This is a genomic window from Brevibacterium metallidurans (genome assembly GCF_037101285.1).
GTDB classification, from domain to species: Bacteria; Actinomycetota; Actinomycetes; order Actinomycetales; family Brevibacteriaceae; genus Brevibacterium; species Brevibacterium metallidurans.
This window is the reverse complement of the sequence record NZ_BAAAAF010000001.1, coordinates 344,697-369,911: the sequence shown is the minus strand read 5'-3', so window position 1 is coordinate 369,911 and position 25,215 is coordinate 344,697. Positions and strand designations below refer to the sequence as shown.

At 68.2% G+C, this 25,215-nt stretch carries 23 protein-coding genes; 16 read left to right on the top strand and 7 right to left on the bottom strand.

Translation table 11 applies throughout. The features are described 5' to 3' along the window. The first annotated feature begins 37 nt into the window (after positions 1 to 37). From AACX88_RS01590 to AACX88_RS01540, 11 genes are all read left to right on the top strand, one after another. The gene (locus AACX88_RS01590) at positions 38 to 967 is read left to right on the top strand and encodes an SIS domain-containing protein (protein WP_339391342.1); all 930 of its coding nucleotides are present in this window, start codon (positions 38 to 40) and stop codon (positions 965 to 967) included. Further along, complete coding sequence (locus AACX88_RS01585; RefSeq protein ID WP_339391341.1) at positions 964 to 1,911, top strand: ROK family protein; 948 nt, start codon at positions 964 to 966, stop codon at positions 1,909 to 1,911. The genes AACX88_RS01590 and AACX88_RS01585 overlap by 4 nt, the downstream gene beginning before the upstream one ends. Further along, complete coding sequence (locus AACX88_RS01580) at positions 1,908 to 3,098, top strand: PfkB family carbohydrate kinase (protein ID WP_339391340.1); 1,191 nt, start codon at positions 1,908 to 1,910, stop codon at positions 3,096 to 3,098. Before AACX88_RS01585 ends, AACX88_RS01580 begins: the two co-directional genes overlap by 4 nt. After that, positions 3,095 to 3,940: a class II fructose-bisphosphate aldolase gene (locus tag AACX88_RS01575; protein WP_339391339.1), complete on the top strand. Its 846-nt coding sequence runs from the start codon at positions 3,095 to 3,097 to the stop codon at positions 3,938 to 3,940. The genes AACX88_RS01580 and AACX88_RS01575 overlap by 4 nt, the downstream gene beginning before the upstream one ends. Before the next feature lie 45 nt (positions 3,941 to 3,985). Further along, positions 3,986 to 4,795 carry a DeoR/GlpR family DNA-binding transcription regulator gene (locus AACX88_RS01570; RefSeq protein ID WP_339391338.1) on the top strand — a complete coding sequence of 270 codons (810 nt, stop codon included), beginning with the start codon at positions 3,986 to 3,988 and terminating at the stop codon, positions 4,793 to 4,795. Then, positions 4,792 to 5,988 carry an N-acetylglucosamine-6-phosphate deacetylase gene (locus AACX88_RS01565; RefSeq protein ID WP_339391337.1) on the top strand — a complete coding sequence of 399 codons (1,197 nt, stop codon included), beginning with the start codon at positions 4,792 to 4,794 and terminating at the stop codon, positions 5,986 to 5,988. Before AACX88_RS01570 ends, AACX88_RS01565 begins: the two co-directional genes overlap by 4 nt. A 51-nt stretch (positions 5,989 to 6,039) precedes the next feature. Next, positions 6,040 to 6,510: a hypothetical protein gene (locus tag AACX88_RS01560; RefSeq protein WP_339391336.1), complete on the top strand. Its 471-nt coding sequence runs from the start codon at positions 6,040 to 6,042 to the stop codon at positions 6,508 to 6,510. Positions 6,511 to 6,718: 208 nt separating this feature from the next. Continuing rightward, positions 6,719 to 8,578 (top strand): Ig-like domain-containing protein, encoded by a 1,860-nt coding sequence (locus AACX88_RS01555; protein WP_339391335.1) that lies wholly within the window; start codon positions 6,719 to 6,721, stop codon positions 8,576 to 8,578. Positions 8,579 to 8,818: 240 nt separating this feature from the next. Further along, positions 8,819 to 9,478 carry a hypothetical protein gene (locus AACX88_RS01550; RefSeq protein WP_339391334.1) on the top strand — a complete coding sequence of 220 codons (660 nt, stop codon included), beginning with the start codon at positions 8,819 to 8,821 and terminating at the stop codon, positions 9,476 to 9,478. 273 nt (positions 9,479 to 9,751) lie between these two features. Next, positions 9,752 to 10,369: a copper chaperone PCu(A)C gene (locus tag AACX88_RS01545; protein ID WP_339391333.1), complete on the top strand. Its 618-nt coding sequence runs from the start codon at positions 9,752 to 9,754 to the stop codon at positions 10,367 to 10,369. A gap of 25 nt (positions 10,370 to 10,394) precedes the next feature. Further along, complete coding sequence (locus AACX88_RS01540; protein WP_339391332.1) at positions 10,395 to 11,729, top strand: Dyp-type peroxidase; 1,335 nt, start codon at positions 10,395 to 10,397, stop codon at positions 11,727 to 11,729. Positions 11,730 to 11,816: 87 nt separating this feature from the next. On the opposite strand, the gene AACX88_RS01535 is transcribed toward AACX88_RS01540, so the two are convergent. The 4 genes from AACX88_RS01535 to AACX88_RS01520 form a co-directional block, all read right to left on the bottom strand. Continuing rightward, complete coding sequence (locus AACX88_RS01535; protein WP_339391331.1) at positions 11,817 to 12,341, bottom strand: methylated-DNA--[protein]-cysteine S-methyltransferase; 525 nt, start codon at positions 12,339 to 12,341, stop codon at positions 11,817 to 11,819. A gap of 185 nt (positions 12,342 to 12,526) precedes the next feature. Beyond that, complete coding sequence (locus AACX88_RS01530) at positions 12,527 to 13,525, bottom strand: glycine betaine ABC transporter substrate-binding protein (RefSeq protein WP_339391330.1); 999 nt, start codon at positions 13,523 to 13,525, stop codon at positions 12,527 to 12,529. 32 nt (positions 13,526 to 13,557) lie between these two features. Continuing rightward, positions 13,558 to 14,430, bottom strand: coding sequence for an ABC transporter permease (locus tag AACX88_RS01525; RefSeq protein ID WP_339391329.1), 873 nt, complete (start codon positions 14,428 to 14,430; stop codon positions 13,558 to 13,560). After that, entirely contained in the window at positions 14,430 to 15,782 is a 1,353-nt protein-coding gene (locus tag AACX88_RS01520; protein ID WP_339391328.1) for a quaternary amine ABC transporter ATP-binding protein, read from the bottom strand. The genes AACX88_RS01525 and AACX88_RS01520 overlap by 1 nt, the downstream gene beginning before the upstream one ends. A 452-nt stretch (positions 15,783 to 16,234) precedes the next feature. Between AACX88_RS01520 and aroD the strand changes: the two genes are divergently transcribed. Continuing rightward, positions 16,235 to 17,038: a type I 3-dehydroquinate dehydratase gene (aroD, locus tag AACX88_RS01515; protein ID WP_339391327.1), complete on the top strand. Its 804-nt coding sequence runs from the start codon at positions 16,235 to 16,237 to the stop codon at positions 17,036 to 17,038. A gap of 110 nt (positions 17,039 to 17,148) precedes the next feature. On the opposite strand, the gene AACX88_RS01510 is transcribed toward aroD, so the two are convergent. Then, positions 17,149 to 17,448 carry a DUF4235 domain-containing protein gene (locus AACX88_RS01510; protein WP_339391326.1) on the bottom strand — a complete coding sequence of 100 codons (300 nt, stop codon included), beginning with the start codon at positions 17,446 to 17,448 and terminating at the stop codon, positions 17,149 to 17,151. Positions 17,449 to 17,614: 166 nt separating this feature from the next. Between AACX88_RS01510 and AACX88_RS01505 the strand changes: the two genes are divergently transcribed. Next, positions 17,615 to 17,857 (top strand): hypothetical protein, encoded by a 243-nt coding sequence (locus AACX88_RS01505; RefSeq protein ID WP_339391325.1) that lies wholly within the window; start codon positions 17,615 to 17,617, stop codon positions 17,855 to 17,857. Here the strand turns inward: AACX88_RS01505 and AACX88_RS01500 are convergent. Together AACX88_RS01500 and AACX88_RS01495 are read right to left on the bottom strand one after the other, a co-directional pair. Next, positions 17,841 to 18,716: an aminotransferase class IV gene (locus AACX88_RS01500; protein WP_339391324.1), complete on the bottom strand. Its 876-nt coding sequence runs from the start codon at positions 18,714 to 18,716 to the stop codon at positions 17,841 to 17,843. The genes AACX88_RS01505 and AACX88_RS01500 overlap by 17 nt on opposite strands. Before the next feature lie 125 nt (positions 18,717 to 18,841). Continuing rightward, positions 18,842 to 19,948, bottom strand: a complete 1,107-nt coding sequence (locus tag AACX88_RS01495) for a VIT1/CCC1 transporter family protein (RefSeq protein ID WP_339391323.1) — start codon at positions 19,946 to 19,948, stop codon at positions 18,842 to 18,844. Between the two features lie 348 nt (positions 19,949 to 20,296). Here AACX88_RS01495 and AACX88_RS01490 point away from each other — a divergent pair, with 348 nt between their 5' ends. From AACX88_RS01490 to AACX88_RS01480, 3 genes are all read left to right on the top strand, one after another. Next, positions 20,297 to 22,306, top strand: coding sequence for a M20/M25/M40 family metallo-hydrolase (locus AACX88_RS01490; protein WP_339391322.1), 2,010 nt, complete (start codon positions 20,297 to 20,299; stop codon positions 22,304 to 22,306). Positions 22,307 to 22,444: 138 nt separating this feature from the next. Then, the gene (locus AACX88_RS01485) at positions 22,445 to 22,897 is read left to right on the top strand and encodes a DUF3817 domain-containing protein (protein WP_339391321.1); all 453 of its coding nucleotides are present in this window, start codon (positions 22,445 to 22,447) and stop codon (positions 22,895 to 22,897) included. A 265-nt stretch (positions 22,898 to 23,162) separates the two neighbouring features. Further along, on the top strand, positions 23,163 to 25,067 hold the full coding sequence (locus AACX88_RS01480) for a flotillin family protein (RefSeq protein ID WP_339391320.1): 1,905 nt from the start codon (positions 23,163 to 23,165) through the stop codon (positions 25,065 to 25,067). The last annotated feature ends 148 nt before the right edge of the window (positions 25,068 to 25,215 follow it).

Sequence of the window (25,215 nt, the reverse complement as noted above, 5' to 3'; positions counted from 1 at the left end):
GATTGATTGAATCAGAAAACGATCAAGGGAGTGCGCAATGACCAGTGGTGGCGAGTACATGGCAGAGGAGCTGCGCGATCAGCCGGAGGCGTGGGAGCGCACCCTGTCGCTCACCGTTTCGGAGGCCGCGGTGCCGGCGCCCGGCGAACGGGTGGCGGTCATCGGATGCGGATCGTCGTGGTTCGCCTCGCAGATCTACGCGAACCTCCGCGAAGGCGCAGGCCAGGGGGAGACCGACGCATTCACCGCGAGCGAGTACCCCTTTGACCGCACCTACGACCGCGTCGTCGCCATCTCCCGCTCGGGAACGACGACCGAGGTCGTCGACGCGCTCGAGCGCCTCGCCGGGTCGGTTCCGGTGACCGCGATCGTCGGGGGCGCCGAGAACCCGATCGCCGACCGGGCGAACGAGGTCATCGCACTCGACTACGCCGATGAGCGCTCCGTGGTCCAGACCCGCTTCTGCACCTCGACGATCGCCCTGCTGCGCACGTGGACCGGAGGCGGCGAGGCGGTGGGGAAGGCGGTGACCGACGCGCGGACCGTGCTCGAGGGGATCAGCGCGGACTTCACCGAGTTCGACCCCGCGATCCTCGACGACGCCCTCATCGACGCCGAGCAGTACAGCTTCCTCGGCATGGGCTGGACCTGGGGCCTGGCCAATGAGGCGGCGCTCAAGCTGCGCGAATCCGCCCAGGCCTGGACCGAGTCGTACTCGTCGATGGAGTACCGGCACGGCCCCATCGCGATCGCCGCTCCCGGCCGGGTGACCTGGCAGTACGGTCAGGCGCCTGCGGGTCTGCGCGAGCAGGTCGAGGCCACCGGCGCCCGCTTCGTCGAATCCGACCGGGACCCGCTGGCCGACCTCGTCCGCCTTCACGCACTCGCCCTGACCAAGGCCCGACGCCTCGGCGTCGATCCCGACCATCCGCGTTCGCTCACCCGTTCCGTCATCCTCGGCGCATGACCACGCGGGCCGAGATCCTCAGCGTCGCCGCCGGGCGGAGCCTGGGCCCCGGCCCGGTTGCGCTCGCCGTCGACGTCGGCGGCACGGGGATGAAGGCGGTGCTATTCGACGAGGCCGGCCGCCTCGTCGAGGCGATCACGGCGCCCACCCCCGAATGCGCGGACGCCGCCGCCGGCGAGGTCGTCGACGTCGTCGCGGAGTTCGGCGCCGAATTCGGTCGCACGCATCCCGATCATCCGATCGCCGAGGCGGCCGTCGTCCTCCCCGGCATCGTCGAGGAGGCGACGGGCACGGGTGTGTTCTCTGCCAATCTCGGCTGGCGCAACGTCCCGTTCGCCCGGATCCTCACCGACCGCCTCGGCGTGGCCACGACGGTCTCCCACGACGTCCGCGCGGCCGGGCGGGCGGAGTTCGCGCTCGCCGAGGAGATGCCGGGCAACGCGGCCATGGTGACGATCGGGACGGGCATCGCCGCGGCGATCATGGTCGAGGGGCGGCTGGTCTCGGCCGGCGGGTTCGCCGGGGAGGTGGGCTTCTGCGAGGTCGCCGTCGACACCGCGGACGGACTCTTCCGCGGTCCCATCGAGCACATCGCCTCAGCAGCTGCGATCGCCCGCAGGTACTCGGCGCGCAGCGGCACCGCCGTGGCCGGGTCGCTCGACGTGCTCGGGGCCATGCACGCAGGTGATGAGATCGCCGCCGAAGTGTTCGCCGAGGCGGTCGATGCCCTCGGTGCGATGTGCGCACAGCTCGTTGCCGTCGTCGCTCCCGAGGCGATCGTCTTCGGAGGAGGGCTGAGCAGCGCCGACGAGCTCCTCGACGGGGTGGACGAGGCCCTGAGGGCCCGCCTGGACTTCCACCGCGCCCCGCACATTCGCCGGGCAGAACTCGGACCCGTCGCCGGTCTCATCGGCGCCGGTCTGCTCACCCGGAGCACCCGGTGAGCAGACCAGCTGTCGCCGTGCTCACGCTCAGTCCCGCGCTCGATCTCACCCTGGAGGTGGGGGAGCTCGGTCTCGGTCGCTCGCATCGGGCCGCTCCTGCCGCCGAGGCGCTCGGGGGCAAGGGGATGAATGTGGCCCGTGTGCTCGCCGCGCTCGGAGTCCCCGTCACGACCTATGGTCCCGTGAACGAGGACCATTGGCCGGGCGGGTCATCGCCGGGCGCGTCCTCGTTCGGCGAGGGGTCCCCGGGAGGGCCTGGGGCGCCGGGGCCGATCTGGGATCTCACCCCCACACCCTCGCCGCTGCGTCGCAGCATCGCCGTGATCGAGGGTTCGGGCCGGGCGACGCTCGTCAACGAGACCGCGCACCCGCACCCGCCCGAGGTCTGGGCGCAGCTGCAGTCCACAGTCGCAGCCCGCCTGCACGATCCGGCCGTGCGCGTCCTCGTCGTCTCCGGATCGACGCCCGCCGACTGCCCTCCGGGCCTTGTGCCCGAGCTCATCGAGTCCGCCCATGCGGCCGGGGTGACGGTCATCGTCGACACCTCCGGTCAGGCTCTCCTCGCCGCCGCGACTGCGGGAGCCGACTGGGTCAAACCCAACGACGAGGAGCTCGCGGAGCTCTTCTCCGGCGACGCGGCAGCGACGGCTGCCCCGTCGGCGGCCACCACGGCGACGGACGCCACAGCGACCGCTGCCGCGGCGACGGACGACCTGTCTCGCACAGGCGTCCTCGACGGCGTCGCCCGGCTCATCGACGCTGGTGCCGAGCACGTCCTCCTCTCCTGCGGGTCCGACGGGCTCGTCCTCGCTGACGAGGCCGGTCCGCGCGGCCGGGCCCGCCTCGACGAGGCGCTCACGGGCAACCCGACCGGTGCCGGTGACGCCGCCGTCGCCGCGCTCGCCGCCTGCCTCGCCGGGCGACCGGACCCCCGCGCCCGCCTCGGCGAGGACGAGGTCGTCGAGATCCTCACGAGAGCCGTCGCGGTCTCGGCCGCCGCCGTGCTCATGCCGCAGGCAGGACAGATCCACCCGGACTGGCGTGCACTGCGCGAGCGCGTCCACGTCGACGACCTCCGCGGCGATGACGCGCCCACCGGTCCGAACCTCGGCGATCACGCACCCACGCATCACCTCCTCGGCGATCACACGCCCGCCGACCCAAAGCGAACCGGAGACAGACCATGACGAGAGCATCGACGACCGCCCTGCTCGATGCGGCGGCGGAATCCGGCACCGCGGTGGGAGCGTTCAACGTCATCCACCTCGAGTCCGCGGAGGCCATCGCCGCCGGCGCCGAGGCGGCCGGTCTGCCGGTCATCATGCAGATCTCCGAGAACTGCGTGCGCTACCACGGGGCACTCGCCCCGATCGCGCTCGCGACCCGGGCCATCGCCGACGCGGCCGCAGTGCCGGTGGCCCTCCACCTCGACCATGCGACGGACACCGCCCTCGTCGACGAGGCGATCGGGCTCGGCTTCGACTCGATCATGTACGACGGCGCCCACCTCGACTACGACGCCAACTGCGCCACCACCGCCGAGGTGGTCCGCCGGGCCCACGACGCCGGCATCGCCGTCGAGGCCGAGCTCGGGGAGATCGGCGGCAAGGACGGCGCGCACGCCCCGGGAGTGCGCACCGACCCCGCCGAAGCCGTCGAATTCACGGCCCTGACCGGCATCGATGCCCTCGCCGTGGCCGTCGGCAGTTCGCACGCGATGGTCGAGCGCACGAGTCGACTCGACCTCGCCCTCATCGCCCGCCTCGCCGAGGTGGTCCCGGTCCCACTCGTCCTCCACGGCTCCTCCGGAGTCGCCGACGACGAGATCCGTCGCGGTGTGGCCGCCGGCATGCGCAAGGTCAACATCTCGACCCACCTCAACTCCGTCTTCACCGCCGCGGTGCGCGAGACCCTGACCGAGAACCCCTCACTCGTCGACTCGAGGAAGTACCTCGCCCCCGCCCGGGAGGCCTTCGCCGCCGAGGCGGCGCGTCTGCTCACCCTGCTCGCGGGCCGGGGCGGCGAATGACACCCCCGCTTGCCAAAACCGCGGACGAGGCCCGAAAGTGGCTCTATGAGCCCGCGTGAAGACCGTCTCGATCGCATCCTCGCGCGCCTCGACCGCGACAGCACCGTCGGCGTCGAGGCGCTGAGCGAGGAGCTCGGCGTGTCCCTGGCGACGGTCCGCCGCGACCTCGACCTGCTCGAAGGCAGGCGGCTGCTCGAACGTACGCACGGCGGGGCGAGTCGGCGCAACGTCGACTACGACCTGTCCCTGCGGTACAAGGAGGCCGCCGCCACAGAGGCGAAGGCCGCGATCGCCCGGGTCGCGATCGACCGGATCGCACCGGGATCGACGATCGGGCTCTCCGGGGGGACGACGACGTTCATGGTCGCCGATGCCCTCAGCCAGCGCGACGACCTCCTCCACGACCTCACGATCGTCACCAACGCCGTCGACATCGCCAACAAGCTCGCCGTCCATCCCGGCATCAAGGTCATCGTCTGCGGGGGCGTCATCAACACCTCGAGCTTCGAACTCGTCGGGTCGTTCGTCGACGCGGTCTTGCGCGGCATCTGGCTCGACCTCGCGTTCATCGGCGTCCACGCGTTCTCGGCGAGTGCCGGGGGGACGACGGCGAACGAGGACGAGGCGTACGTCAACCGGCTCATGGCCCAGCGGGCGGACCGCGCCGTCGTCGTTGCGGACTCCTCGAAGTACGGGCGCCGCTCCTTCGCCTCGGTGGGCGGGACCGAGGTGTTCGGGGAGATCATCACCGACGACAGCCTCGGCGAGGCGGCCCTGGGCGAGCTCACGGCGGCCGGATTCGCCGTCGACCTCGCGCGCACCGATCGCACCGGGACCGAGGCGGGGCGGCGATGAGCGCCGACGCCGCCCCGGAGCGGGTCGATGCCATCGTCCACGACGCCGTCATCCTCGACAGCGACCCGGCGACCTTCTCGACCGACTTCGCCGACACGTGGCTCGCGGTCGCAGACGGCACCATCGTCGGCCGCGGGCGGGGAACGCACTGGCAGCGGTTCGTGCGCTCGGGCACCGAGGTCGTCGACGCCGCCGGCGCCTTCCTCGCGCCGGCGTTCGTCGACATCCACACCCACGGCGCCGGCGGACGCAACGTCGAGGACGGGGCCGAGCACCTCGGCGAGATCCTCTCTGTCCACCGGGCCCACGGGACCCGGGCGCTCGTCCTCTCCTTCGTCTCGGACACGATCGACGGGCTGAGCGCGGCCCTGCGCACGGGGGCGCAGGCCGCCCGCGACTATCGGTGCGTCCTCGGGCTCCACGCGGAAGGACCGTTCCTCTCCCCGGACTTCAAGGGCGCCCATTCGCCCGAGGTGCTCACGTCCCCCACCGCCGAGGCGGTCGACCGTCTGCTCGAGGCCGCCGACGGTCAGCTGGTCCAGGTGACCCTCGCCCCGGAGCTGCCCGGAGCGCTCGAGGCGATCGAACGCTTCACCTCGGCGGGGGTGAAGGTGGCCATCGGGCACACCGCCGCCGGCTACGACGAGGCGGCGCGGGCCTTCGATGCGGGCGCGAGCATCCTCACCCACGTCTTCAACGGGATGTCAGGCATCCACCACCGCGGCCCGGGTCCGATCCTCGCCGCCGTCGACGCCCCGCACGTCACACTCGAACTCATCAACGACGGCATCCACGTCCACGCCCCGGCGGCGCGGATGATCGCCGATCTCGCTCCCGGCCGGGTCGCGCTCATCACCGATGCGATGGCGGCGACGGGCATGGGCGACGGTGACTATGTGCTCGGTGCGCTGCCTGTGCGCGTCGAGGACGGTGTGGCGCGTGTGCGCCGTGACGACGGCAGCGTCGGGTCGATCGCAGGCTCGACCCTGACGATGGACGAGGCCGTGCGGCGGGCCGTCGCCGAGGTGGGCATGAGTCCGGTCGCGGCCGCGCAGGCGGCGAGCCTCGTCCCGCTGCGGGCGCTCGGTCGCCTCGATCCCGAGGTCCACTCCCTGCTGCGTGTCGGTCAGACGGCCGACTGCGTGCTCCTCGACGCTCGGATGCGCACACAGAGGGTGTGGATCGGGGACTGAGGCACAGCCGACGTTGCCGCCGCGGGCGCCTGTCGTGGGAAGATGGTGCCCATGGATGCACTGCTCCTCATTGACACGGACGACACCGGTTTCACCTCCCAGGAGGCGATCGAGACCCTCGGCGGGATCGTCGGGCGCACGCGCGCGGTGGGCGGGGTCCTCATCTTCGCATCGACGAAGGAGGAGCTGGCCGATCGCGAGGATGCGGAGATCAGCGTCTACGGACCCGACGAGGAAGACCTCGTGCTCCGCTCGGACAATCCCGACATCTTCGAAGGCATCGAGGACCTCGCTGCGGGACTGCATGACATGGCCGTCGACCGCATCGTCATCGCCGGCCTCGACGAGGACCCGGGGGCGGTGTGGGCATCGGCCATGGCGGGACTCGTGTGCAACTTCGACGTCATCGTCCTCTCCGACTCCGTCATCGATGCCGAGGGTGTGCCCGTGACATGGATGGCCGCGGCTGAGGAGGCCGGTGCGATGGTCAAGCGCACCGAGGACACCTGGCTGCGCATGTGACCTGATTCCGGTAACGACAACTGTCGAGTAACCTTATGAGTGAGCGACAACAGTCGTTGTCGAGGGCGTTTTGGGCGCCCATTAGCGACTGGCGTAGTCGCTGTTTGCTCCGTTAGGATCGGGATTACCCACGTGCGCTTTCTTCGTTTCGGAGAGGGCGCACACCCACGTTTCCCCCTCGAGACGATCCCCTACCCGGAGACACGGAATGCCATCCCCCATCACCCTGCATCGACGCGCGGCCCGCGGCGGCTCCCAGCCGCGATCGCGGACGATGTCGGGCTTCCTCGCCGGCGCGGCTGCCCTGGTCCTCGCCGTGGGGTTCCTGGCGCCGACGGCGACCCCCGCGCAGGCCGCCGAGGTCGACGCCGTCACCACAATCTCGACGACGCCCGATCCGGGCAGCGTGCGGGCGAGGACCCAGCTGCCGGTGAAGATCGACTTCGCCGTGCCGGAGTCGGCGACCGCCGGCGATACGGTGACGGTGAATCTCGCCTCGCAGATCGACGGCGCGCCGTCGAGCATCGAACTGAAGGACGATTCGGGTGCGGTCATCGCGAACTGCGAGGTCGCGACCAGGACGGTCACGTGCACATTCACGGACTACGTCGACTCGCATTCCGACGTCGAAGCCACCCTCGATTTCCCCTCGATCGCACGCATCCCCACCCAAGGCGCGGGCCTTGACTTCACCACCGGCAGCGGAACGAAGTTCCACACGCGGACCGAGATCACTCCGCTCTCCGGTGGTCTGCCGACGAAGATGTACAAACTCTACGATTCGAACCCCGACGGGTCGATCACGTACCGAGTCGGCATCGGCGCCCAGCAGCTTCAGCGCAATGGGCTGAGGATCGAGGACTTCTACGACGCCCGCACGGTGCTCGACAAGGACTCGGTCAGCGCGACTCGTCGCAGCCGCGACATCGACGGTGGTATGACTCCGACCGTCTACCTCACCAGGGGTGAGGACTTCACGGTGTCCTTCGACGACGCGACTCCCTCGTTCCGGGTGGACTTCGATTCCGAGAAGACCGAGAGCACCCGCGACTACGCCTACTGGATCTTCTACACCGTCTACCCCGACGACTCCGTCAAGGACGGAGACGTGCTGCGGAACACCGCGGTGTCGGGCAGTGAGAAGGCCACGCAGAACGTCACGTACAAGCGGCCCGCCGGCGGCGGCAGCGGGAGCATCGGCTACCTGTCGTGGCAGAAGGTCGATGAGAACGGCGACCTGCTCCCCGGCGCCGAATTCTCCCTCACGGGGCCGAACGGTTACGAGAAGACCATCGTCGACAACGGTGAGCTCGACGGGGACAAGACCGACGGACGCTTCCGCGTCGGCAAGCTCGTCAAAGGCGAGTACACCCTCACGGAGGTCAAGGCTCCAGCCGGGTATGAGACCAGCGACGAGGCGAAGACGGTGACCTTGTCCTCGGGCGGCGGCATGTCGCAGGATGCCGGGAAGATCGTCAACGTGAAGTCGACCACGAGCGAAGCCGACGCGTCGACGGACGGCACCGAGGCCGACGCCTCGGCGGACGGATCGGAATCGGACGCGAGCACCGATGGCTCCGAAGCCGATGCTTCGACCGATGGCTCCGAGGCTGACGCCTCGACAGATGGAGCGGATTCGGATGCCGCTGCCGATACCGGTGATGCGGCTTCCGGGGCGGACGGCTCCGATGCCGGTGCGTCGGCGGACGGAACCGAATCGGACTCCGCCTCCAACGCTGACTCCGCAGCGAACAGCGTGGACTCCGATGCGGCCTCGAACAGCGACGACGGGTCGACGAGTGGGGGCAGCGATGCCGCATCGGCGGCGAACGGCAGCAACGGCACGTCATCGTCCGGAGGGGCGTCGAACGGTTCGTCGAGCGGCACCGGGTCGAACGGCGGCACCTCAGGCACCACGGACAGCGGGTCGACCAGTGGTTCGAACGGCGGCAGCCTGCCGCGCACGGGTGTCGAGACACTCGGCATGGTCGGCATCGCCGCCGGACTCATGGCTCTCGGTGTTGCGGTCGTCTTCCTCGCTCGCCGTCGGGCGGAGAGGACCGACTGACAAGTCGGCGGCAGGAAGGGGGTGGGACCGCGCGGCCCCCCCCCCTTCCGCATCGCCTCGCCGTTTCGTCCCCGGACGTTCACCGCAGACGGGTAGACTTCGCCGGGGCTCGGAAGGGCCCGCCTGGCGCGATACCGGTGACCGGGCGCGACGGCGGCGACTGGCATGGCCCACGCCCCCGGTTCTACACTGGGTAGAAGGTCCGAGAAGCCTGAGCAGGCGCTGAAGTGAGGAGGTGGCATGACCGGCTGGCACAAGTCCGTCCGGGCGCTCTTCGCCGCACTCATCACCACCCTGCTCGCCCTGCTCATGCACGTCGGGGCGGGAGGCGACGTCTCCGTGGTCGGCACCGGATTCGTCTTCGTCTTCGTCCTCTGGGCGGCGATGATCCTCGCCGGGCGCAGGCTCGGCCATCTCTCGCTCGCCGCGATCATCGGACTCGGGCAGATCCTCATGCATGTCTCGATGGGCTGGTTCGGCTCGATGGGTCCGATGAACGGCGCGACGACGCAGGCAGGCTCGGGCTCGACGATGGCCGGCATGTCCGCGAGCGAGCACGAGATGATGAGCCAACCCGTCGGCTCGCTCGACCTCAGCCAGGCCGCCATGGCCCAGACGATGAACCATTCGAACGGCGCAGGACCGACGATGGTGCTCGCCCACATCGTCGGCATCGTCATCACCGCCTTCATCCTCAAACGCGGCGAAGACCTCGTCCTGAGCATCCTCCAGCTCGCACTCGGCCCCGTCGGGATCGCGCTGCGCGCCTTCGCGCTCGTCCGCCGCACCCTCGCCGACGCCGACAACCGGTTCCTCGCCGAGTTCTGCGACCTGCCGACGCGGATCGCCACGGCCGTCCTCGGCCCGAACTATCGCCGCGGCCCTCCCGCACTCGTCTGACACCCCACCCCGGCAGCCCACGGCCCGATGCCTCAGCTGCCGTCCCATCATCTTCGGCACTCGCCGACCAGTCGCTGCGGTCCTGCCTCCCGAGCAGGGACTCCCGCCTCGCCGAGGCGGTGAAACCTGCGTCGGACACCGTATCCGACCGGGAGATCCCGGTCCTCGCCCCGTTCGGGTCCGCAGACCGCTGAGGTCGCCTGACCTCCGGTCCCAGCAGCGACCGAGTCCAGTGACATCGTCGAGCGCCACCACACGAAAGTGCAGACGAAAATGCGAAAGAACACCATCCTCACCACCGCCATGCCCATCGCCGCCGCCTCGGTCGCCCTCGTCCTCGGCCTCAGCGGCTGCGGCCAGAGCAGCACGCAGGCCAGCGGTTCCGAGACCACCTCGGCGAGCTCCGCAGAGACCGCGGCCGCCTCGCTCACGCTCGACGACGCGTGGGTCAAGGCCGCTGACGACAACATGACCGGAATCTTCGGCACGCTGACGAACACGACCGACAAGGACATCAACCTCGTCGAGGCGAAGTACGACGGTGCGTCGATGGTCCAGCTCCACGAGACCGTCGACGACGGCACCGGAACGATGAAGATGCAGGAGAAGAAGGGCGGCTTCGTCATCAAGGCGGGCCAGTCCTACACCCTCGAGCCCGGCGGCGACCACATCATGGTCATGGGTCTGACCCGACCCATCAAGCCGGGTGAGGAGATCGACGTCCAGCTCGTGACCGCCGACGACGAGACGATCCCCGTCAAGGCCGTCGCCAAGGACTACTCGGGTGCGCAGGAGACCTACGCGCCGGGTGAGGCCGATGCCGGCACGGACGGCGAGAAGAAGTCCGGCGACAGCGGCATGGACGGGATGGACATGTCCGGTGACAAGTGATCCCCGCCCGTCGCAGGATCCGCAGATGAGCGACGCGTCAGGAACGGAATCCGATCCGACCGCGAACGCTGAGGGCTCGGCCCGCTCCGGCTTCAGCCGTCGACGCCTCATCGCGTCGGCGGCCGTCGCCGGCGGGGCGGGAGCCGTCGGTTCGCTCGCCGGATTCGGCGTGGGACGGGCCTCGCACAAGCAGGTCGATGAGCAGCCTCGGCGAGACACCCAGGGCGCCAACGGCGCGGTCGCGGAGCCGTTCTACGGCGAGCATCAGGCCGGGGTCGAGACGATGCCGCAGGCGCACGGGGAGTTCCTCGCGTTCACCCTCAAGCCGGGGTCGACGGCCGACGACGTCAAGCGCTGGCTGCGTCTGCTCACCGATGACGCGGCCGCGCTCACGCAGGGTGTGGCGCCCTTGGCGGACTCCGAACCGGAGCTTGCCAACGATCCCGCGCGCCTGACGGTGACGTTCGGCTTCGGTCCCGGGCTCGTGAGGACGGCGGGGGCTGCGAAGGTCCCGTCGTGGCTGGGGCCGCTCGAGAAGTTCACGATCGACCGGCTCGATCCGAAGCGCTCGAGAGGAGATCTGCTCATCCAGATCTGCGGGGACGATCCGATCGGCGTCAACCATGCCCGGCGCATGCTGTGGAAGGATTCCCGGGCGTTCGCCGAGGTGGCCTGGCAGCGCACGGGGTTCCGTCGTTCGTACGGCAGCAAGGGGGAGGGCAAGACCCAGCGCAACCTCTTCGGTCAGATCGACGGCACGGCGAGTCCGGGCCCGGGGTCGGAGGACTTCACTCGGCTCGTGTGGGGCAGGGCGAGCGGTCGGAAGGATCCCGTCTTCTCCTCACGTGGTGAGCCGCCGAGCGACCTCGGCGCGAACCTGCCCGACTGGCTGCAGGGCGGAACGACCCTCGTGCTGCGGGACATCGCGATGAACCTCGAGACCTGGGATGAGGCGGACCGTCCGGGTCGCGAGTTCGCGATCGGGCGGACCTTGGACAACGGCGCCCCGCTGACGGGCACGTCCGAGTTCGACGATCCGGACTTCAAGGCCGTCGACAAGCGCGGGCTCACCGTGATCTCGTCGGCCTCGCACGTGGCGCGTTCGCGCGACGGTCTGGGTCCCGAGGCGCAGATCCACCGCCGGCCGTACAACTACGAGACCGGTCCTGGGGGTGAGGCCGGTCTGCTGTTCGCGTCGTTCCAGGCGGACATCGAACGGCAGTTCCTGCCGATCCAGCGGCGGCTCGCCGAGTTCGACCTGCTCAACATCTGGACCGTGCCCATCGCGTCGACGGTGTGGGCGATCCCGCGGGGAGTCAAGCAGGGCGAGTACGTCGGTCAGGCTCTCTTCGAGGGCTGAGCCGTCGTCATCGTTCGGCAGCAGGGCCGTGACCTGGTGGGGACACCCATCGGGTCACGGCCCTGGTGTCGTCTGGGGCGCTGTCGTTCAGAAGAGGGACTGCGGGAGGGCACCTTCGAATTCGAGGAGCCTGCGCTTCGTCTCCAGACCCTGACCCGGGGGTCCGCCGGAGTAGCCGCCGAGGCCGTCGCCGGCGACGACGCGATGGCAGGGGATGATGAGCGGCAGCGGGTTCATCCCCATGATGCTGCCGATCGCGCGTGCCGGAATCCCGGTGCCGCTGCGCTCAGCGAGCTGGCCGTAGGTGACGGTCTCCCCGAACCCGACGGTGTCGGCAAGCGTCCGGAGGACTGTCGTCGCGACCGCGGAGATCCCCGCCAGTGAGAGCGGAAGATCGAACTCGCCGAGGCGGCCGTCGAAGTATGCCCGCACCTGAGCGAGCGCGTCGACGAGGAGCGGATCGCGAGGGACCCCGCCGTCGGACCCGGCCTCCTCGGCGGTGACCCATTCGAGGCGGACGATCGCCTCACCGGTGCTCGTCAGTGCGACGAGCCCGACGGCGGTGTCGAGCTGTCCCCGCTGGACGGTGGGGGCCTCATCGGATCCGGTCATGGTCCCACCCTAGTGGGGGCTGCCTCGAACTCGGGTCGGCCATCATTGCCTACCCGTGAGCGCATGTCGTACTCGGAGCAGTCCACGCGATCGGTGTTCGCTGACATGGATGGCGAAGGGCACTGCGGACGACCGTCCGCAGTGCCCTTGAGCAGATCCGATGGCCGCGTCAGCGGCATTCGGGACTACTTGGCGAGTTCGCCCTTCTTCCACTGGTCGACGAAGTCCGGGTTGTCCTTGAGCCACTGCTCCACGGCCTTCGCATGATCCTTGCCCGCGAAGTTGTCCTCGGAGAACATGAGATTCTCGAGGCTCGCGAGCTTCTTGTCGTCGAGGACGAGGTTCTTGAGCAGCTGCGAGACGTACGGCTTGGACTCGGCCGCATCCTTGCTTGAGAAGTTGTAGATCTTCTCCGCGTCGCCCATCGCGCCCTTCGGATCCTCGAGGTCGCGGATGGGGAATGCGTCATAGGCCCAGTGCGGGCGCCACAGGGTGACTGCGACGTTCTCCTTGGCCTCCGTCGATTTCTTCAGCTGTGCGAGCATGGCCGGAGTCGACGAGATCTTGAAGTCGATGTTGTCGAGCCCGTATTCCGGGATCGCCTTCTCCTTCGTCGTCTTCGTCAGACCAGCTCCGGCCTCGATTCCATACAACGTGTTGTTGTAGTCGTCGCCCATCGTCTTGAGGTCCTCGATGGTCTTGGCCGGCGAATCGTTGTTGACCGCGATGGTCAGCTTCGCATTGTCGTACCAGCAGCCCTGGGGGACGAGATCGTCGCCGAACTGCTCGATGTAGCTGGCGTGTGTCAGCGGCAGCCAGCCATCGGTGAAGAAGTCGATGTCACCCTGGGCCACACCCGTGAACATGGGCCCTGCATCGAGCTCCTGAGTCTTGACCGTGTAGCCGTCCTGCTCGAGTACGTTCTTGAGCAGGTAGACGGTCGCGTACGACTCGTCCCAGCCGTTGAAGATGCCGAGGGTGACGTTCTTGTCGCTGTCCTCCGTTCCTGCGACATCCTTCGACTCGGATCCCGGGGAGCACTGCGACCAGTCCTTGCCGCCGCTGCTTGCGGCTTCGGTCGAGCCGCCTGAGCCGCCGCCTGAGTTCGAGGCGCCGCAGGCAGAGAGCACGAGTGCGCTCGCTGCGAGGATCGCTCCCAGCTTCGATACCGTTCGGGTTTTCATGTGATTCTCCTTTGACACTTGAATCGTGCGGTTCAGGACGACGCTGACGCGGCTCGGCGCGCCCGTTCGATGGGAGTTCGGTTGCCGAGAGCGGCCGTGACGCGATCGAGGAAGATCGCCACGATGACGACCGCAAGACCGGCCTCGACTGCCAGCGGGACGTCGAGCGCGCTGATGGCACCGACGACGGCACCACCGAGGCCTCCCGCACCCACCATGCCGGCGAGGACGACCATCGAGAGGGCGAGCATGATGACCTGGTTGATGCCGGCCATGATCGTCGGCATCGCCAGGGGAATCTGGATCTTCGCGAGGATGTGCGAGGGACTCGCACCGAATGCCTGGCCTGCCTCGACGACTTCGGTGTTGACCTGGCGGATCGCCAGCTCGGTGAGGCGAACGCCGGGTGGCAGGGCGAAGATGACGGTGGCGATCGCTCCGGGAACCTGGCCGATGCCGAACATGATGATCGCCGGAACGAGGTAGGCCAGCGCGGGCATCGACTGCATGAAGTCGAGGATCGGTTTGACGACGGCCGACACCCAGTTGACCTTCGCCGCGAGGATGCCCAGCGGGATCGAGATGACGAGCGCGACGATGACGGCGACGAGCACGAGGGCCAGAGTCGACATCGTGTTGTCCCACTGGTCGAGTGCCCGGACGACATAGAACCCGATGAGGGTGAAGAGAGCGACCTTCCAGCCGGCCGCGAAGTAGGCGATGACCGCGAAGATGATGATCATCACCCAGTAGACCGGTGAGGAGAAGACGAGGTAGAGGACGTCATACAGTCCACCGAGAATGAAGGTGATGAGGTCGAGGAGCCAGCGGAAGGCGACGGTGAACCAATCGAGGAAGTCGGAGATCCAGGTGCCCAGTGGAATGCGGGGATTGAGGAGATCCATCAGGCGTTCCTCCCTTCTGAGTCAGTGTGGGATTCGGTCGTTTCGGCCACCTCGGTGGGGGAGTTCTGCTCCTGGGCGAAAGCAGCTCCCTCGGACGTGTCGGTCTCTCCGGCAGTGGGTGATTCGACTAACGGCTCAGGCACCTCGACCACTGCGGGGATCTCACCGGTCGCAGGGCCCGGATCGGCCATCGAATTGAGGAGCGCGACGCGCGGGATGATGCCGAGCAGACGGTTGTCCTCATCGACCACGGTCAACGGCACTTTCGCGGCAGAGCTGGGTGCGAAGAGCTGGGAGATCGGGGTATCGGGCGTCACGGTGTACAGGTCTGTCTGTTCGACGATGTCCCGGATGGTCGGGAGGCCTTCTCGTGCGGCTTGGACAACTGCACGATCGCTGACGAGGCCGAGCACCGTGCGATCGTCGTCGAGCACGAGGAGTCCCGACGAACTGTTGTCGTCGAGGGCCTTCATCGCCAAGCGGGGCCCGGCGTCGATGTTGATGGCTGCTTGGGTCTCTCGCATGATCGAGGACGCGGTGAGCACGCGGGTGCGATCGACGTCCTGGACGAACTCCGCGATGTAATCGTCGGCCGGTTCAGTGAGGATCTCCTCGGCGGTGCCGATCTGCACGATCCTGCCGTCGCGCATCACCGCGATGCGATCACCGAGGAACATAGCCTCATTGAGGTCGTGTGTGATGAAGATGATCGTCTTGTTCAGCTTCGACTGGAGTTCGACGAGCTGTTCCTGCATCTCCCTGCGGATGAGCGGGTCGAGGGCGGAGAACGCCTCGTCCATGAGGAGGATGTCGGTCTCCGCGGCCAGCGCCCGTGCGAGCCCGACTCTCTGCTGCATGCCGCCCGAGAGCTGCTGCGGGTACCTGTCTCCCCAGCCCTCGAGTCCGACGGCTTTGAGCCATTCGTCCGCCTTCGCCAGACGTTCGGCCTTCGGCACACCTTGGATCTCGAGCGCGTAAGCGGCGTTCTCACGCACGGTGCGATGCGGCAGCAGGGCGAAATGCTGAAAGACCATCGAAATGTGCTTGCTGCGCACCTTCCGGAGAGTGCGGCTGTCGGCTTTTGCGATGTCGGTGCCGAGCACTTCGACCGATCCCGAGGTCGTCGACCACAGACCGTTGAGCGTGCGGATGAGCGTCGACTTGCCGGAGCCGGAGAGTCCCATGACGACGAAGATCTCTCCGGGCTGCACCTCGAAGCTGGCATCGATGACCGCGGCGGTTCCGAGCTTGCTGAGGTCTTTGCGGTCCGCGCCTTCTTCGAGGCGCTTGACGACTTCATTCTGGCGTTTGCCGAAGACCTTGTAGACATGTGAAGCTCTGACGACGCTCACGCGCTTCCTCCTTGCAGTCCGGAATGTCCGCAGGTACGAGAGGCGTCACCCAGTCGCGCGGTCAGGCAGTGGAGCAGTCGAACACGCACCGATCACATGGGCCTCACCGCTCACGGATTTCTCTGGACCATTATAGAATTCTTCATGCTTTTCGGCGGAGATTTTATTGTTGTCCTAGGGAGTGTTGTGTTTGACAGGCTATCTCACCTGCAACGACGCAACTCATGGCGTTACTTGATCGTTATATTCCAGTGCGCACTCAAGGAGTCGTAGATTATTTGCGTTTACTGATCTGTAAAGCTCACTGACTTGTAAGTTCGTTTGCGTCTCCAGGCTCGCCGCAGTCGATCTGGTCTGCCCTGCGCAGCTGACTCGACCTGCCCACCGCGGACGTTGTCCGACTGAATGAGACGCCCGCGCCGTCATCGGCGGGGCACCCTATTGTGGGGAGGATGAAGCCTCTGCCGTTCCTCGACGACGCCCGCAATCCTCGCCGACCCGCCGTCATCATCCCGGTCCAGCAGACCGAGTCCGCGGCCCTCGCCGAGGAGTGCGCTCGGATCGCTGCCAGCGGCCTTGCCGACGTCATCGAATGGCGCATCGACCCCCTCGTCGCCGCCGTCGGTCAGGCGGGGCCGGCGTCCGATGCGGCGGATGATGGTGTCCCGGTCGTCGTCGATGCCGTCGCCGAGGCGGTGACCTCGCTGGCCCCGGATGTGACCCAAGCGGGTCTGCCGGTGCTCATCACCCTGCGCTCGGGGTTCGAGGGTGGTGTCGCCGATGTCAGCGAGGACGACTACGCCGAGGTGGTCCGGCGGGTCGTCGCCGACCGGGTCGCGCCTGCCGTCGACGTCGAGATCGCCCGCACCCATGCACGCGAGCTCATCGACGCAGCGCATGCACATGGGCAGAGCGTCGTCGCCTCCCAGCACAACTTCGCGTCCACGGACGGTGTGCAGGAGATGGTGGAGACGCTCACCGGCATGGCCGAAGCCGGTGCGGACGTCGTGAAGATCGCCATGATGCCGATCTCGCCGACCGACGTCGCCGATCTCCTGCGCGCCACCGCCGAGGCGGACGCGGGCCTCGATCGCCCCGTTCTCGGGATCTCGATGGGTCGGATGGGCAGAGCCAGCCGCATCCTCGGCGGGGACTTCGGTACCTGTGCGACGTTCGCGCAGATGGGGGAGGCGTCAGCGCCAGGGCAGATCGATGCGGCCGAGCTCGCCGCGATGCTCGACTCGCTCTACGGCTAGGAACGACTCCGCCGGCTGAGGGCAGCGACTGCCTCGGCGAGTGCGAAGACGCCGAGGACCCCGGGAGCCGATGACATGGTCGGCTCCCGGGGTCCTCGGTTGCGAAGTCGTCAGTCGACGCCCTCGGCTATCTGCTTGCGGTACTTCTTCGGCAGCGCTTCGTCGCCGAAGTTCTTGCGCACGGTGTTCGCGGCCAGACGCTGGACGACGAGCTGAGCCACGGCCACGCCGACACCGGAGACGATCGTCCAGGCCAGCGCCTCGGACATCGAGATCTCATCATCGACGGGGTTCGACGGTGCGGGACGGTGCGTCGACTTCTCCCACGCGAACGTCAGCGCCTTGCGGGCCGCGAACGCCGCCACGATGGGTGCTCCGACGCCGATGATCTGCCAAGCGAGCTTTCCCATGCCCGTGTCCTTTCGTCCGAAGTGCTCGGGGCGAGCGCACGCGTCGCCGAGTCGAGGAATCCTCGGTGCCCACACTATCGCAGGCCCGTCGATTTCATACTTTTGTGGGATGTGCCGATTCTCCGCCGTCGCTAGCGTGGGTCACGGAAGAGGAGAGGTGGAGTCCATGCTGTGCAGGCGCAAGAGCTATGTCATCACGGGTCTCTTCGTGCTCGGCGCCGCCGGATTCATCCTCGGCCTCATCCCCGAATTCGCCCCTGCCTTCTGGGTGCTCTGGCTCACCGGGTGCGGGGCGTCGATCCTCGGCCTCATCCTAGCCGCGGCCGTGCCCCGCATCGACGACGCGCAGGAGTCCTCCGATGGGGCGCCGACGGCGAGCTGTCAGGAGCAGGTCACCCGGCGGCGATGATCCGCTGGAACTCCCTCGTCAGCGCTTCGTCCCGCGACAGCTCCCTGCCGTCGAGTTCGCGCAGCGTCACGGCCGTGCGCATCGAGGACACCAGCCACGCGCCATCAGCGGCATGGACGTCGTCGAGGCTGAGATCGGCGAAGTCCGCGCGCAGCTCCAGCCGACCGGCATGGTCGAAGAGGAGCCGCTGAGTCGTCCCCGCCAGCAGGCCGGCCGCCGGATCCGGGGTGAGGAGGTGGTCGCCTCGGCGGATGACGATGTTCGACGTCGGACCCTCAAGGACGACGCCGTCGTGGGAGACGAAGAGGACCTCCTCGACGCCCTGGGCCTTCGCGTGGCGGATCGCGGCCTGATTGACCGCATACGACAGGGTCTTCGCGCCGATGAGCAGCCAGGGAGCGCTGCGGCCGAGGTATGCCGGGTACCCGCGGTCGATGCTCACCGCGCGCACACCTTCGGCCCGTGCGGTGGTCAGGGACTCGTCGATGGGCACGGAGAAGGCCCAACCGCGCGGGGCTGCGCCGCCGCGGGAGAGCGAGTAGCGCACGCCGAACTCGGTGATGCCCGGGTTCGCTGCGATCGTCTCCGCGACGACGGTGTCGACGGCCTGACGCCAGAGTCTGCGGTCGGGTTCGGGCAGGTCCAGCGCCGAGGCGGAGGAGTGGAACCGGGCGAAGTGCCTCTCCCGGGACACGACGGTGGGCTCCTTCGTCGTCGGGTCGACGTGGACGAGGACGGTTTCGAAGACTCCGTCGCCGCGGTGGGCGGAGAGATCCGTCACCGGCAGCTGGGGGGAGTCGAGCGGGGCGGACGTGATCGTCGCCGTGCCGGGATCGATGAGGACGAGGACTTCGGTCATGTCCACAGTCTACGGTCGCGGCACTCCGGACGGGAGACCGTGACGACAAGTGAGGATGGTCCCAGGCAGCAGGGCTGCCGGTGCGGTCTCGGACGGCCTGCGCAGTCGTTGACCGTGCGGCGTTCTCAGGCGGTCGAGATGCCGAAGAGGAGGCCGAGACCATAGGTGACGGCGGCCGCGCCGAAGCCGATCGCCATCTGCCGCAGCGCCCGCGGCCCAGGCGCCTTGCCCGAGAGCAGGCCAACCGTGCCGCCGGTGAAGAGCAGCGCGATGCCGACGAGGCCGGCGGAGAGGAAGACCGCGGGCAGACCCGACATGCCGAAGATGTAGGGCAGGATCGGGATGAGCGCGCCGGAGGAGAAGAAGCAGAAGCTCGAGACCGCCGCGCCGATGCCCGTGCCCAGGGCATCGCGGTCGACGCCGGCGTCGATGCTCGGCAGCTGCGGGGCCTGCGTCGACTTCGCCTGCGCGATCGTCTTGTGGGCCCTGGCCTCCGCCTCGGCGGCATCCATCCCACGCGCACGGAAGACGAGGGCGAGTTCGTTCGCATCGATGTTGAGATCGGCCAGGGCATGCCGGGACTCCGGGTCGGGCATGGAGGCGTCGAGGAGCTCGCGCTGGGAGCGCACGGAGATGTACTCGCCGGCCCCCATCGACAGTGCGCCGGCGAGGAGGCCGGAGATGCCGGTGAGGAGGATGACCGTGTTCGACACGCCCGCGGCGCCGACGCCGAGGACGAGGGCGAGGTTGGAGACGAGGCCGTCGTTGGCGCCGAAGACGGCGGCGCGGAAGTTGCCCGAGAGCCTGGCGCGGGACCGGGCGGCCAAGGCGCGGACCACCTCGGCGTGGATGCGCTCATCGGCAGCCATCTCCGGGGACGCGGCGACCTCGTCCTGATACGGCGAGCTCGTCTCGGACTGCTGCGCGAGCGCGAGGATGAACACGGAGCCGAAGAGCCGGCCGAAGAACGCGAGGAAGAGGGTGACGAGGTCAGGGGTGCGCTTGCGTTCGGCATGCTCGCCGAGGAGGCTGATCCAGTGCTGCTGATGCCGGGATTCCGCGGTGGCCAGGGCGAGGAGGATCTCGCGGTCCTCGCCGGTGCGGCGCTGCGCGAGATCGCGGTAGACGCGTTCCTCGAGGCGTTCGTTGGCCAGATAGCGCTGCCACCGGCGGATGGTGCGGCGATCGGGTGGTTCGGACTGCGTCTGAATCGGGGAATGCTGGTTGCTCACTGGTCTGATTCTACGCGGAACCCGCCCGTGAGTTCAACACTTGCGCAACTGCTTAAATGTGGTTTGTTATCAAGTCGTGACCTAACGGGCGTTCTGATCGGCTAAATTGATGGACTATGTGAGTTGTGTCACCGTTTCGTTATAGAAGTTTGTGATTCGTTACCAAAGGCGAAGCACTCGGCGAAGCGACAGAGTCAGACCCTCCCAGCACCGAGCGCACCGCACCCCTGCGACCATCGCGGGGTGCCGAGAAGTCTGCGCATTCACCAGCGTGCAGGGTCGTGCACGTCCGACGGCCCATGAGGTGGGAGCGATTCGCGTGGCACTGTGAGGAGCGAAAGGATCTCCATGAAGTTACGCATCAGAGCCTCTCTGGCCGTCACCGCAGCCGCGGGACTGGTCCTCGGAGGCATGGCGCCGGCGATGGCCGCCGGCACCGCGGGACCGACAGAGCACACCGACATGGGCGTCACCGGAGACGCCGTGATGAAGCAGGTGCAGAAGCTCTCCGACATCTCCGTGGCCAACAAGGACACGGGCTACCGGGCGCTCGGCGCACCGGGTTACGAGGAGGCTGTGAAGTACGTCGAGCAGACGCTCGAGGCCACCGGCGCATACGACATCTCGCGACAGGCGTTCGAGGTCGAGGACCAGACCTACGGCACCGTCGCCGTCAAGGTCGACGGCAAGGACATCGCCGTCAATCCGGCGAGCTACACCGAGGGCACCTCGGCGCCGCTGACCGGTCTGCCGCTCGTCCTGCCGGTCGACGACGACTACTCGGATCTGGCCGGCGGTCAGCTCGGCTGCAAGGCCAGCGACTACGACGATTCGGCCAAGGGCTCGGTCGTCCTCGTCGCTCGCGGCTCCTGCACCTTCGGGGAAAAGGCGCAGGCCGCAACCGACGCCGGGGCTGCCGCGGTGATCATCTACAACAACACCAAGGACGCTCCCGACGAGGAGCTCAACGCCACCCTCGGCGCGCGCATCGAGAACGGCGCACCGACCGTGGGCACGACCTACAACCTCGGCAACGGTCTCCTCGAGGCCATTCAGGCCGCCGGTGAAGGGGAGGCCCCGGCCACCGACTTCACCCTGGAGACCGAGTACAAGACGGTGACGACATGGAACGTCATCGCTGAGACGAAGGCCGGGAAGAAGGACAACGTGCAGATGTTCGGCGCCCACCTCGACGGTGTGCCCGACGGTCCTGCGGCCAACGACAACGCCTCGGGTTCGGCGGCGCTCCTCGCCACCGCCGAGGCGCTCGCCAAGCAGCCGACGCCGGTCGACAACGCCGTGCGCTTCGGCTTCTGGGGAGCCGAAGAGGTCGGACTCGTCGGCTCGGAGAAGTACGTCGAGAGCCTCAGCGCCGAGGAGCTGTCGAAGGTCAAGGCGTACATGAACTTCGACATGATCGGTTCGGACAACTACGTCGTCGGCACGCTCGACTCCGACGGCTCCGACGTCCCGATCCCCGACGGCATCACGGTGCCCGACGGTTCGGCCGAGCTGGAGAAGGTCTTCACCGACTACTTCGCCGACAACGATCAGAAGAACGTCGGCACCGAGTTCTCCGGTCGCTCCGACTACCAGGCCTTCCTCGACGCGGGCATCCCGGTCAGCGGTCTGTTCTCCGGAGCGGACGAGATCAAGACCGAGCAGGAGGTCGAGTGGTTCGGTGGTGAGGCCGGCAAGCCTCAGGACACGAACTACCACCAGGCCACCGACACGGTGGAGAACATGAGCAAGGAGGCCCTCGACATCTTCGGACCGGCGATCGCCTACTCCGTGCACACGCTCGCCTACGATCTCACCGAGGCTCCGACGGAGACCCCGACCGAGACGCCGACGAGCACGCCGACGGAGACCCCGACGGAGACTCCCACGGACGATCCGGTCGAGCGGAGTCTGAGCATCGACCCGAAGAAGGTCGATGAGAACGACTTCGTCTCCGACAAGGGCGTCCAGGTCACGGCGACCGGCTGCACGGCCGGGACGACTGCGACGATGACGGTCTCCCCGCAGAACGGGAAGATCAAGGAGTTCGAGCAGACGGCCACCGTGGGTGCCGATGGCGTCGCGAAGTTCGGCGTCCGCGGACTCGACGAGTCGAAGTCGGCTGAGTACGTCGGCAAGTACGACGTCACCGTCGAATGCGACGGCGGAGATCCCCTCACCGGGTCCTTCGAAGTCGTCGCCGCCGGCGCCGACGATCCCGGGGCTGGCGGCGGGGGAGACCTCCCGCGCACCGGTTCCGAGGCACTCCCGCTCATCGCCTCCGCCGCAGCGCTCATCGTGCTCGGTGTGGTCATGACCATGGGGGCACGCCGCCGGAAGGCAGGCAGCCTGAAGTAACACAACCCCGAAGCCACGCGGGCCGGTGACTGGACAAGTTCGCCGGCCCGCGTGTCCATGTCTGCACGGGGTCTGCCGGGACTGCGCGCAGTGCGCGGCGCAGGCTTCACTCAAGTTCGCCCGGCACAATGGGGTTCCGTGACTCCCAAGAAGCTCTTCAATTTCTTCGCCGTGGCCGAAGCCGTCACCTGGGCCCTTCTGCTCACCGGCATGTTCCTCAAGTACGTGACGAAGACGACCGAGATCGGCGTGCGCATCGGCGGCGGCATCCACGGTTTCGTCTTCCTCTGCTTCGTCCTCGTCGTCATCCTCGTCGGCATCTCGCAGAAGTGGGGCATCGGCAGGCTCCTCATGGGTCTCGTCTCGGCGGTCGTGCCGTTCGCGACGATCCCATTTGAGATCGCGACCAACCGCGCCGGCGCCCTCGACGGCGGCTGGGGTCTGGGACGCGACGGCCGTGCACCGCGGGGTCCGCTCGAGAAGCTGTGCGCATGGGCGATCCGCTCACCCGGCCTGGCGGCGGGCATCGGCGTGGTCGTCGTCATCGTCGTCTTCTCCGGCCTCCTCATCGTCGGCCCTCCCGGAAGCTGATCTGGCCCACCTCGGCGGGGTGACCCGGCACCGCACGCGTCGTCTGAGTCCGGGGCGATGAGGCCCGCCTCGGCGGGGTGACCCGGCCCCAGACGCGACGGTACCTGCGGACCGAAACGCAGGGCCGCCTCGGCGAGCCTCTCACCTGGGATCATCGAAAGGAATGACCCTGGGCATCCCTGAGCGCCTCCGATAGGGTGGTGAGCACGGGGCGACTCCGCGTCGGTCCGCCGCACCCCTTCACGAGTCACGGAAAGGCCCGCTCATGGACCTCATGCTCGGCGTGGTCGGCATCGGCGTCATCGTCGTAGTCGTCATCATCGCCCTCATCGTCATCCTTCGGTCGTACAAGATCGCCTCCCCCTCGGAGGCCCTCATCATCACCGGCCGCAACGCCTCGGGGGCGTCGGGCTCGGGACGGATCATCATCGGCGGGCGCGCGGTCGTCTACCCGGTCGTGCAGAAGGCCTTCATCCTCTCCCTGTCCTCGCGGCAGATCTCCGTCGAGATCGACGGCATCTCGAAGAACGGCATCGCGCTCAAGCTGCGCGGCGTCGCACAGGTCAAGGTCGGCGGCACGGACGACGACGTGCGCAAGGCGGCACAGCGCTTCCTCGATCAGCAGGATCAGATCGACCACTACTCGAAGGAGATCCTCTCCGGTACGCTGCGCGCCGTCGTCGGCACGCTCACCGTCGAGCAGATCATCCAGGACCGTGCGTCGTTCGCCGCGCAGGTGCAGGAGGAGTCCGCGCACTCGATGAACAACCAGGGTCTGGTCATCGACACCTTCCAGATCTCCGCGGTCGAGGACGAAGGCAGCTACCTGCGCGACTGGGGTCGCCCGCAGGCCGCCGAGGTCGCGAAGAACGCAGCGATCGCCGAGGCGAACGCCTCCCGTGCCGCGGCCGTCGAGGAGGCGCAGCAGAACGAGGAGACGCAGAAGCAGCAGGCGCTGACCGATCAGGCGATCGCCGAACAGCAGCAGCAGCTCGCGCTGCGTCGCGCGGCCCTGAAGGAGGAGGCCGACCAGCGGCAGGCGACGGCCGACAACGCGGGTCCGCTCGCGGCCGCCGCGGAGAAGCAGAAGCTGCTCGAACGCGATCGGGTCGTGGCGAAGGAAGCCGCCGAGCTGCGCGCCGAACAGCTCGACGCCGAGGTGCGTCGCCCCGCAGATGCCGAACGCTACCGGCAGCAGGCCGCCGCCGATGCCAGGGCGTACGAGATCGAAGCACAGGGTCGCGCCGAGGCGGCCGCGGAACTCCACCGCCGGTCGAAGGAAGCCGAGGCGATCCGCCTCGAAGGCCAGGCCGAAGCCGACTCCATCAAGGCCCGCGGTGAGGCCGAAGCCCGTGCCCTCGAGGCGCAGGCCGAGGCGTATAAGAAGTTCAACGACGCCGCGGTCCTCTCGAAGGTGCTCGAAGTGCTGCCGGACATCGCCGGTGAGCTCGTCGCACCGTACTCGAACATCAAGGACCTCTCGATCGTCTCGACCGACGGCGAGTCGAAGCTCGCGAACTCGGTGTCGAACAACCTCGCGCAGGTCCTCGAGGTCGTCCGCGGCACGACGGGCATCGACCTCACCGACCTCGTCGATCGCGCGCAGGGCTCGTCCGGAGACGCCGACGACGCTGAGGGTGACGGCTCCGGGGGTTCGGGGTCCGGCGGTTCGGGCTCGGATGGTTCGGGCTCCGGCTCCGGTCAGGTGATCGAGGGTCGGCTCGCCGACGATGACGACGCCGGGCGCCGAGGCGGTGCTCCCGGCGGACGTCGTTCGCGCGGTGACGGCAGTGCTCAGCGTCGCGGCGGCCCGGGCGCGAGAGGTCGCGGCGGTCAGTGGGACAGCGGTCAGTGGGCGGGCTTCGACCCCGCTGACTTCCTCGATCCCGACGGCGGCATCGACATCCAGCACATCGGCGACGAGGTCAAGCGCGCCACCGGAATCGACGTTCAGGCCTACATCGACGAAGCGCTGCGCCGCCGCGACGGCGGCGCTGCGGGCGGGTCGACGGCCGGTGGCACGGGAGGGCCGACGGGCGCGGGTTCGACCGGCGGCGGTGCGGGAAGCGGCGGTTCGGCCAGTGGACCGGCCGCCGGCGGTTCGGCATCGAACGACGACACTTCGGACTCCGACGGCGACCAGCCCGGCAAGGACACCCCGCCAGAGTGACCTGACCCCGGCGGGACCACCTCGGCGGGCAGCTCTTCACGCGCCTCCGTGGAGGATCCGACTCGATATTCACCCAGGATTCGAGTCGGATCCTCCACGGAGGCGCTTACCATTGCAGAACGATCGCGGGAGCGTTCATGATCCACCC

What these genes read in the sequence shown, in the direction of transcription:
- AACX88_RS01510 (WP_339391326.1), bottom strand. Translation starts at nt 17,448, where the DNA reads ATGGGAAAGCTCGCTTGGCAGATCATCGGCGTCGGAGCACCCATCGTG.
- AACX88_RS01480 (WP_339391320.1), top strand. Translation starts at nt 23,163, where the DNA reads ATGGACCTCATGCTCGGCGTGGTCGGCATCGGCGTCATCGTCGTAGTC.
- AACX88_RS01565 (WP_339391337.1), top strand. Translation starts at nt 4,792, where the DNA reads ATGAGCGCCGACGCCGCCCCGGAGCGGGTCGATGCCATCGTCCACGAC.
- AACX88_RS01570 (WP_339391338.1), top strand. Translation starts at nt 3,986, where the DNA reads ATGAGCCCGCGTGAAGACCGTCTCGATCGCATCCTCGCGCGCCTCGAC.
- AACX88_RS01530 (WP_339391330.1), bottom strand. Translation starts at nt 13,525, where the DNA reads ATGAAAACCCGAACGGTATCGAAGCTGGGAGCGATCCTCGCAGCGAGC.
- AACX88_RS01550 (WP_339391334.1), top strand. Translation starts at nt 8,819, where the DNA reads ATGACCGGCTGGCACAAGTCCGTCCGGGCGCTCTTCGCCGCACTCATC.
- AACX88_RS01490 (WP_339391322.1), top strand. Translation starts at nt 20,297, where the DNA reads ATGAAGTTACGCATCAGAGCCTCTCTGGCCGTCACCGCAGCCGCGGGA.
- AACX88_RS01525 (WP_339391329.1), bottom strand. Translation starts at nt 14,430, where the DNA reads ATGGATCTCCTCAATCCCCGCATTCCACTGGGCACCTGGATCTCCGAC.
- AACX88_RS01585 (WP_339391341.1), top strand. Translation starts at nt 964, where the DNA reads ATGACCACGCGGGCCGAGATCCTCAGCGTCGCCGCCGGGCGGAGCCTG.
- AACX88_RS01535 (WP_339391331.1), bottom strand. Translation starts at nt 12,341, where the DNA reads ATGACCGGATCCGATGAGGCCCCCACCGTCCAGCGGGGACAGCTCGAC.
- AACX88_RS01575 (WP_339391339.1), top strand. Translation starts at nt 3,095, where the DNA reads ATGACGAGAGCATCGACGACCGCCCTGCTCGATGCGGCGGCGGAATCC.
- AACX88_RS01555 (WP_339391335.1), top strand. Translation starts at nt 6,719, where the DNA reads ATGCCATCCCCCATCACCCTGCATCGACGCGCGGCCCGCGGCGGCTCC.
- AACX88_RS01540 (WP_339391332.1), top strand. Translation starts at nt 10,395, where the DNA reads ATGAGCGACGCGTCAGGAACGGAATCCGATCCGACCGCGAACGCTGAG.
- AACX88_RS01590 (WP_339391342.1), top strand. Translation starts at nt 38, where the DNA reads ATGACCAGTGGTGGCGAGTACATGGCAGAGGAGCTGCGCGATCAGCCG.
- AACX88_RS01505 (WP_339391325.1), top strand. Translation starts at nt 17,615, where the DNA reads ATGCTGTGCAGGCGCAAGAGCTATGTCATCACGGGTCTCTTCGTGCTC.
- AACX88_RS01560 (WP_339391336.1), top strand. Translation starts at nt 6,040, where the DNA reads ATGGATGCACTGCTCCTCATTGACACGGACGACACCGGTTTCACCTCC.
- AACX88_RS01545 (WP_339391333.1), top strand. Translation starts at nt 9,752, where the DNA reads ATGCGAAAGAACACCATCCTCACCACCGCCATGCCCATCGCCGCCGCC.
- aroD (WP_339391327.1), top strand. Translation starts at nt 16,235, where the DNA reads ATGAAGCCTCTGCCGTTCCTCGACGACGCCCGCAATCCTCGCCGACCC.
- AACX88_RS01500 (WP_339391324.1), bottom strand. Translation starts at nt 18,716, where the DNA reads ATGACCGAAGTCCTCGTCCTCATCGATCCCGGCACGGCGACGATCACG.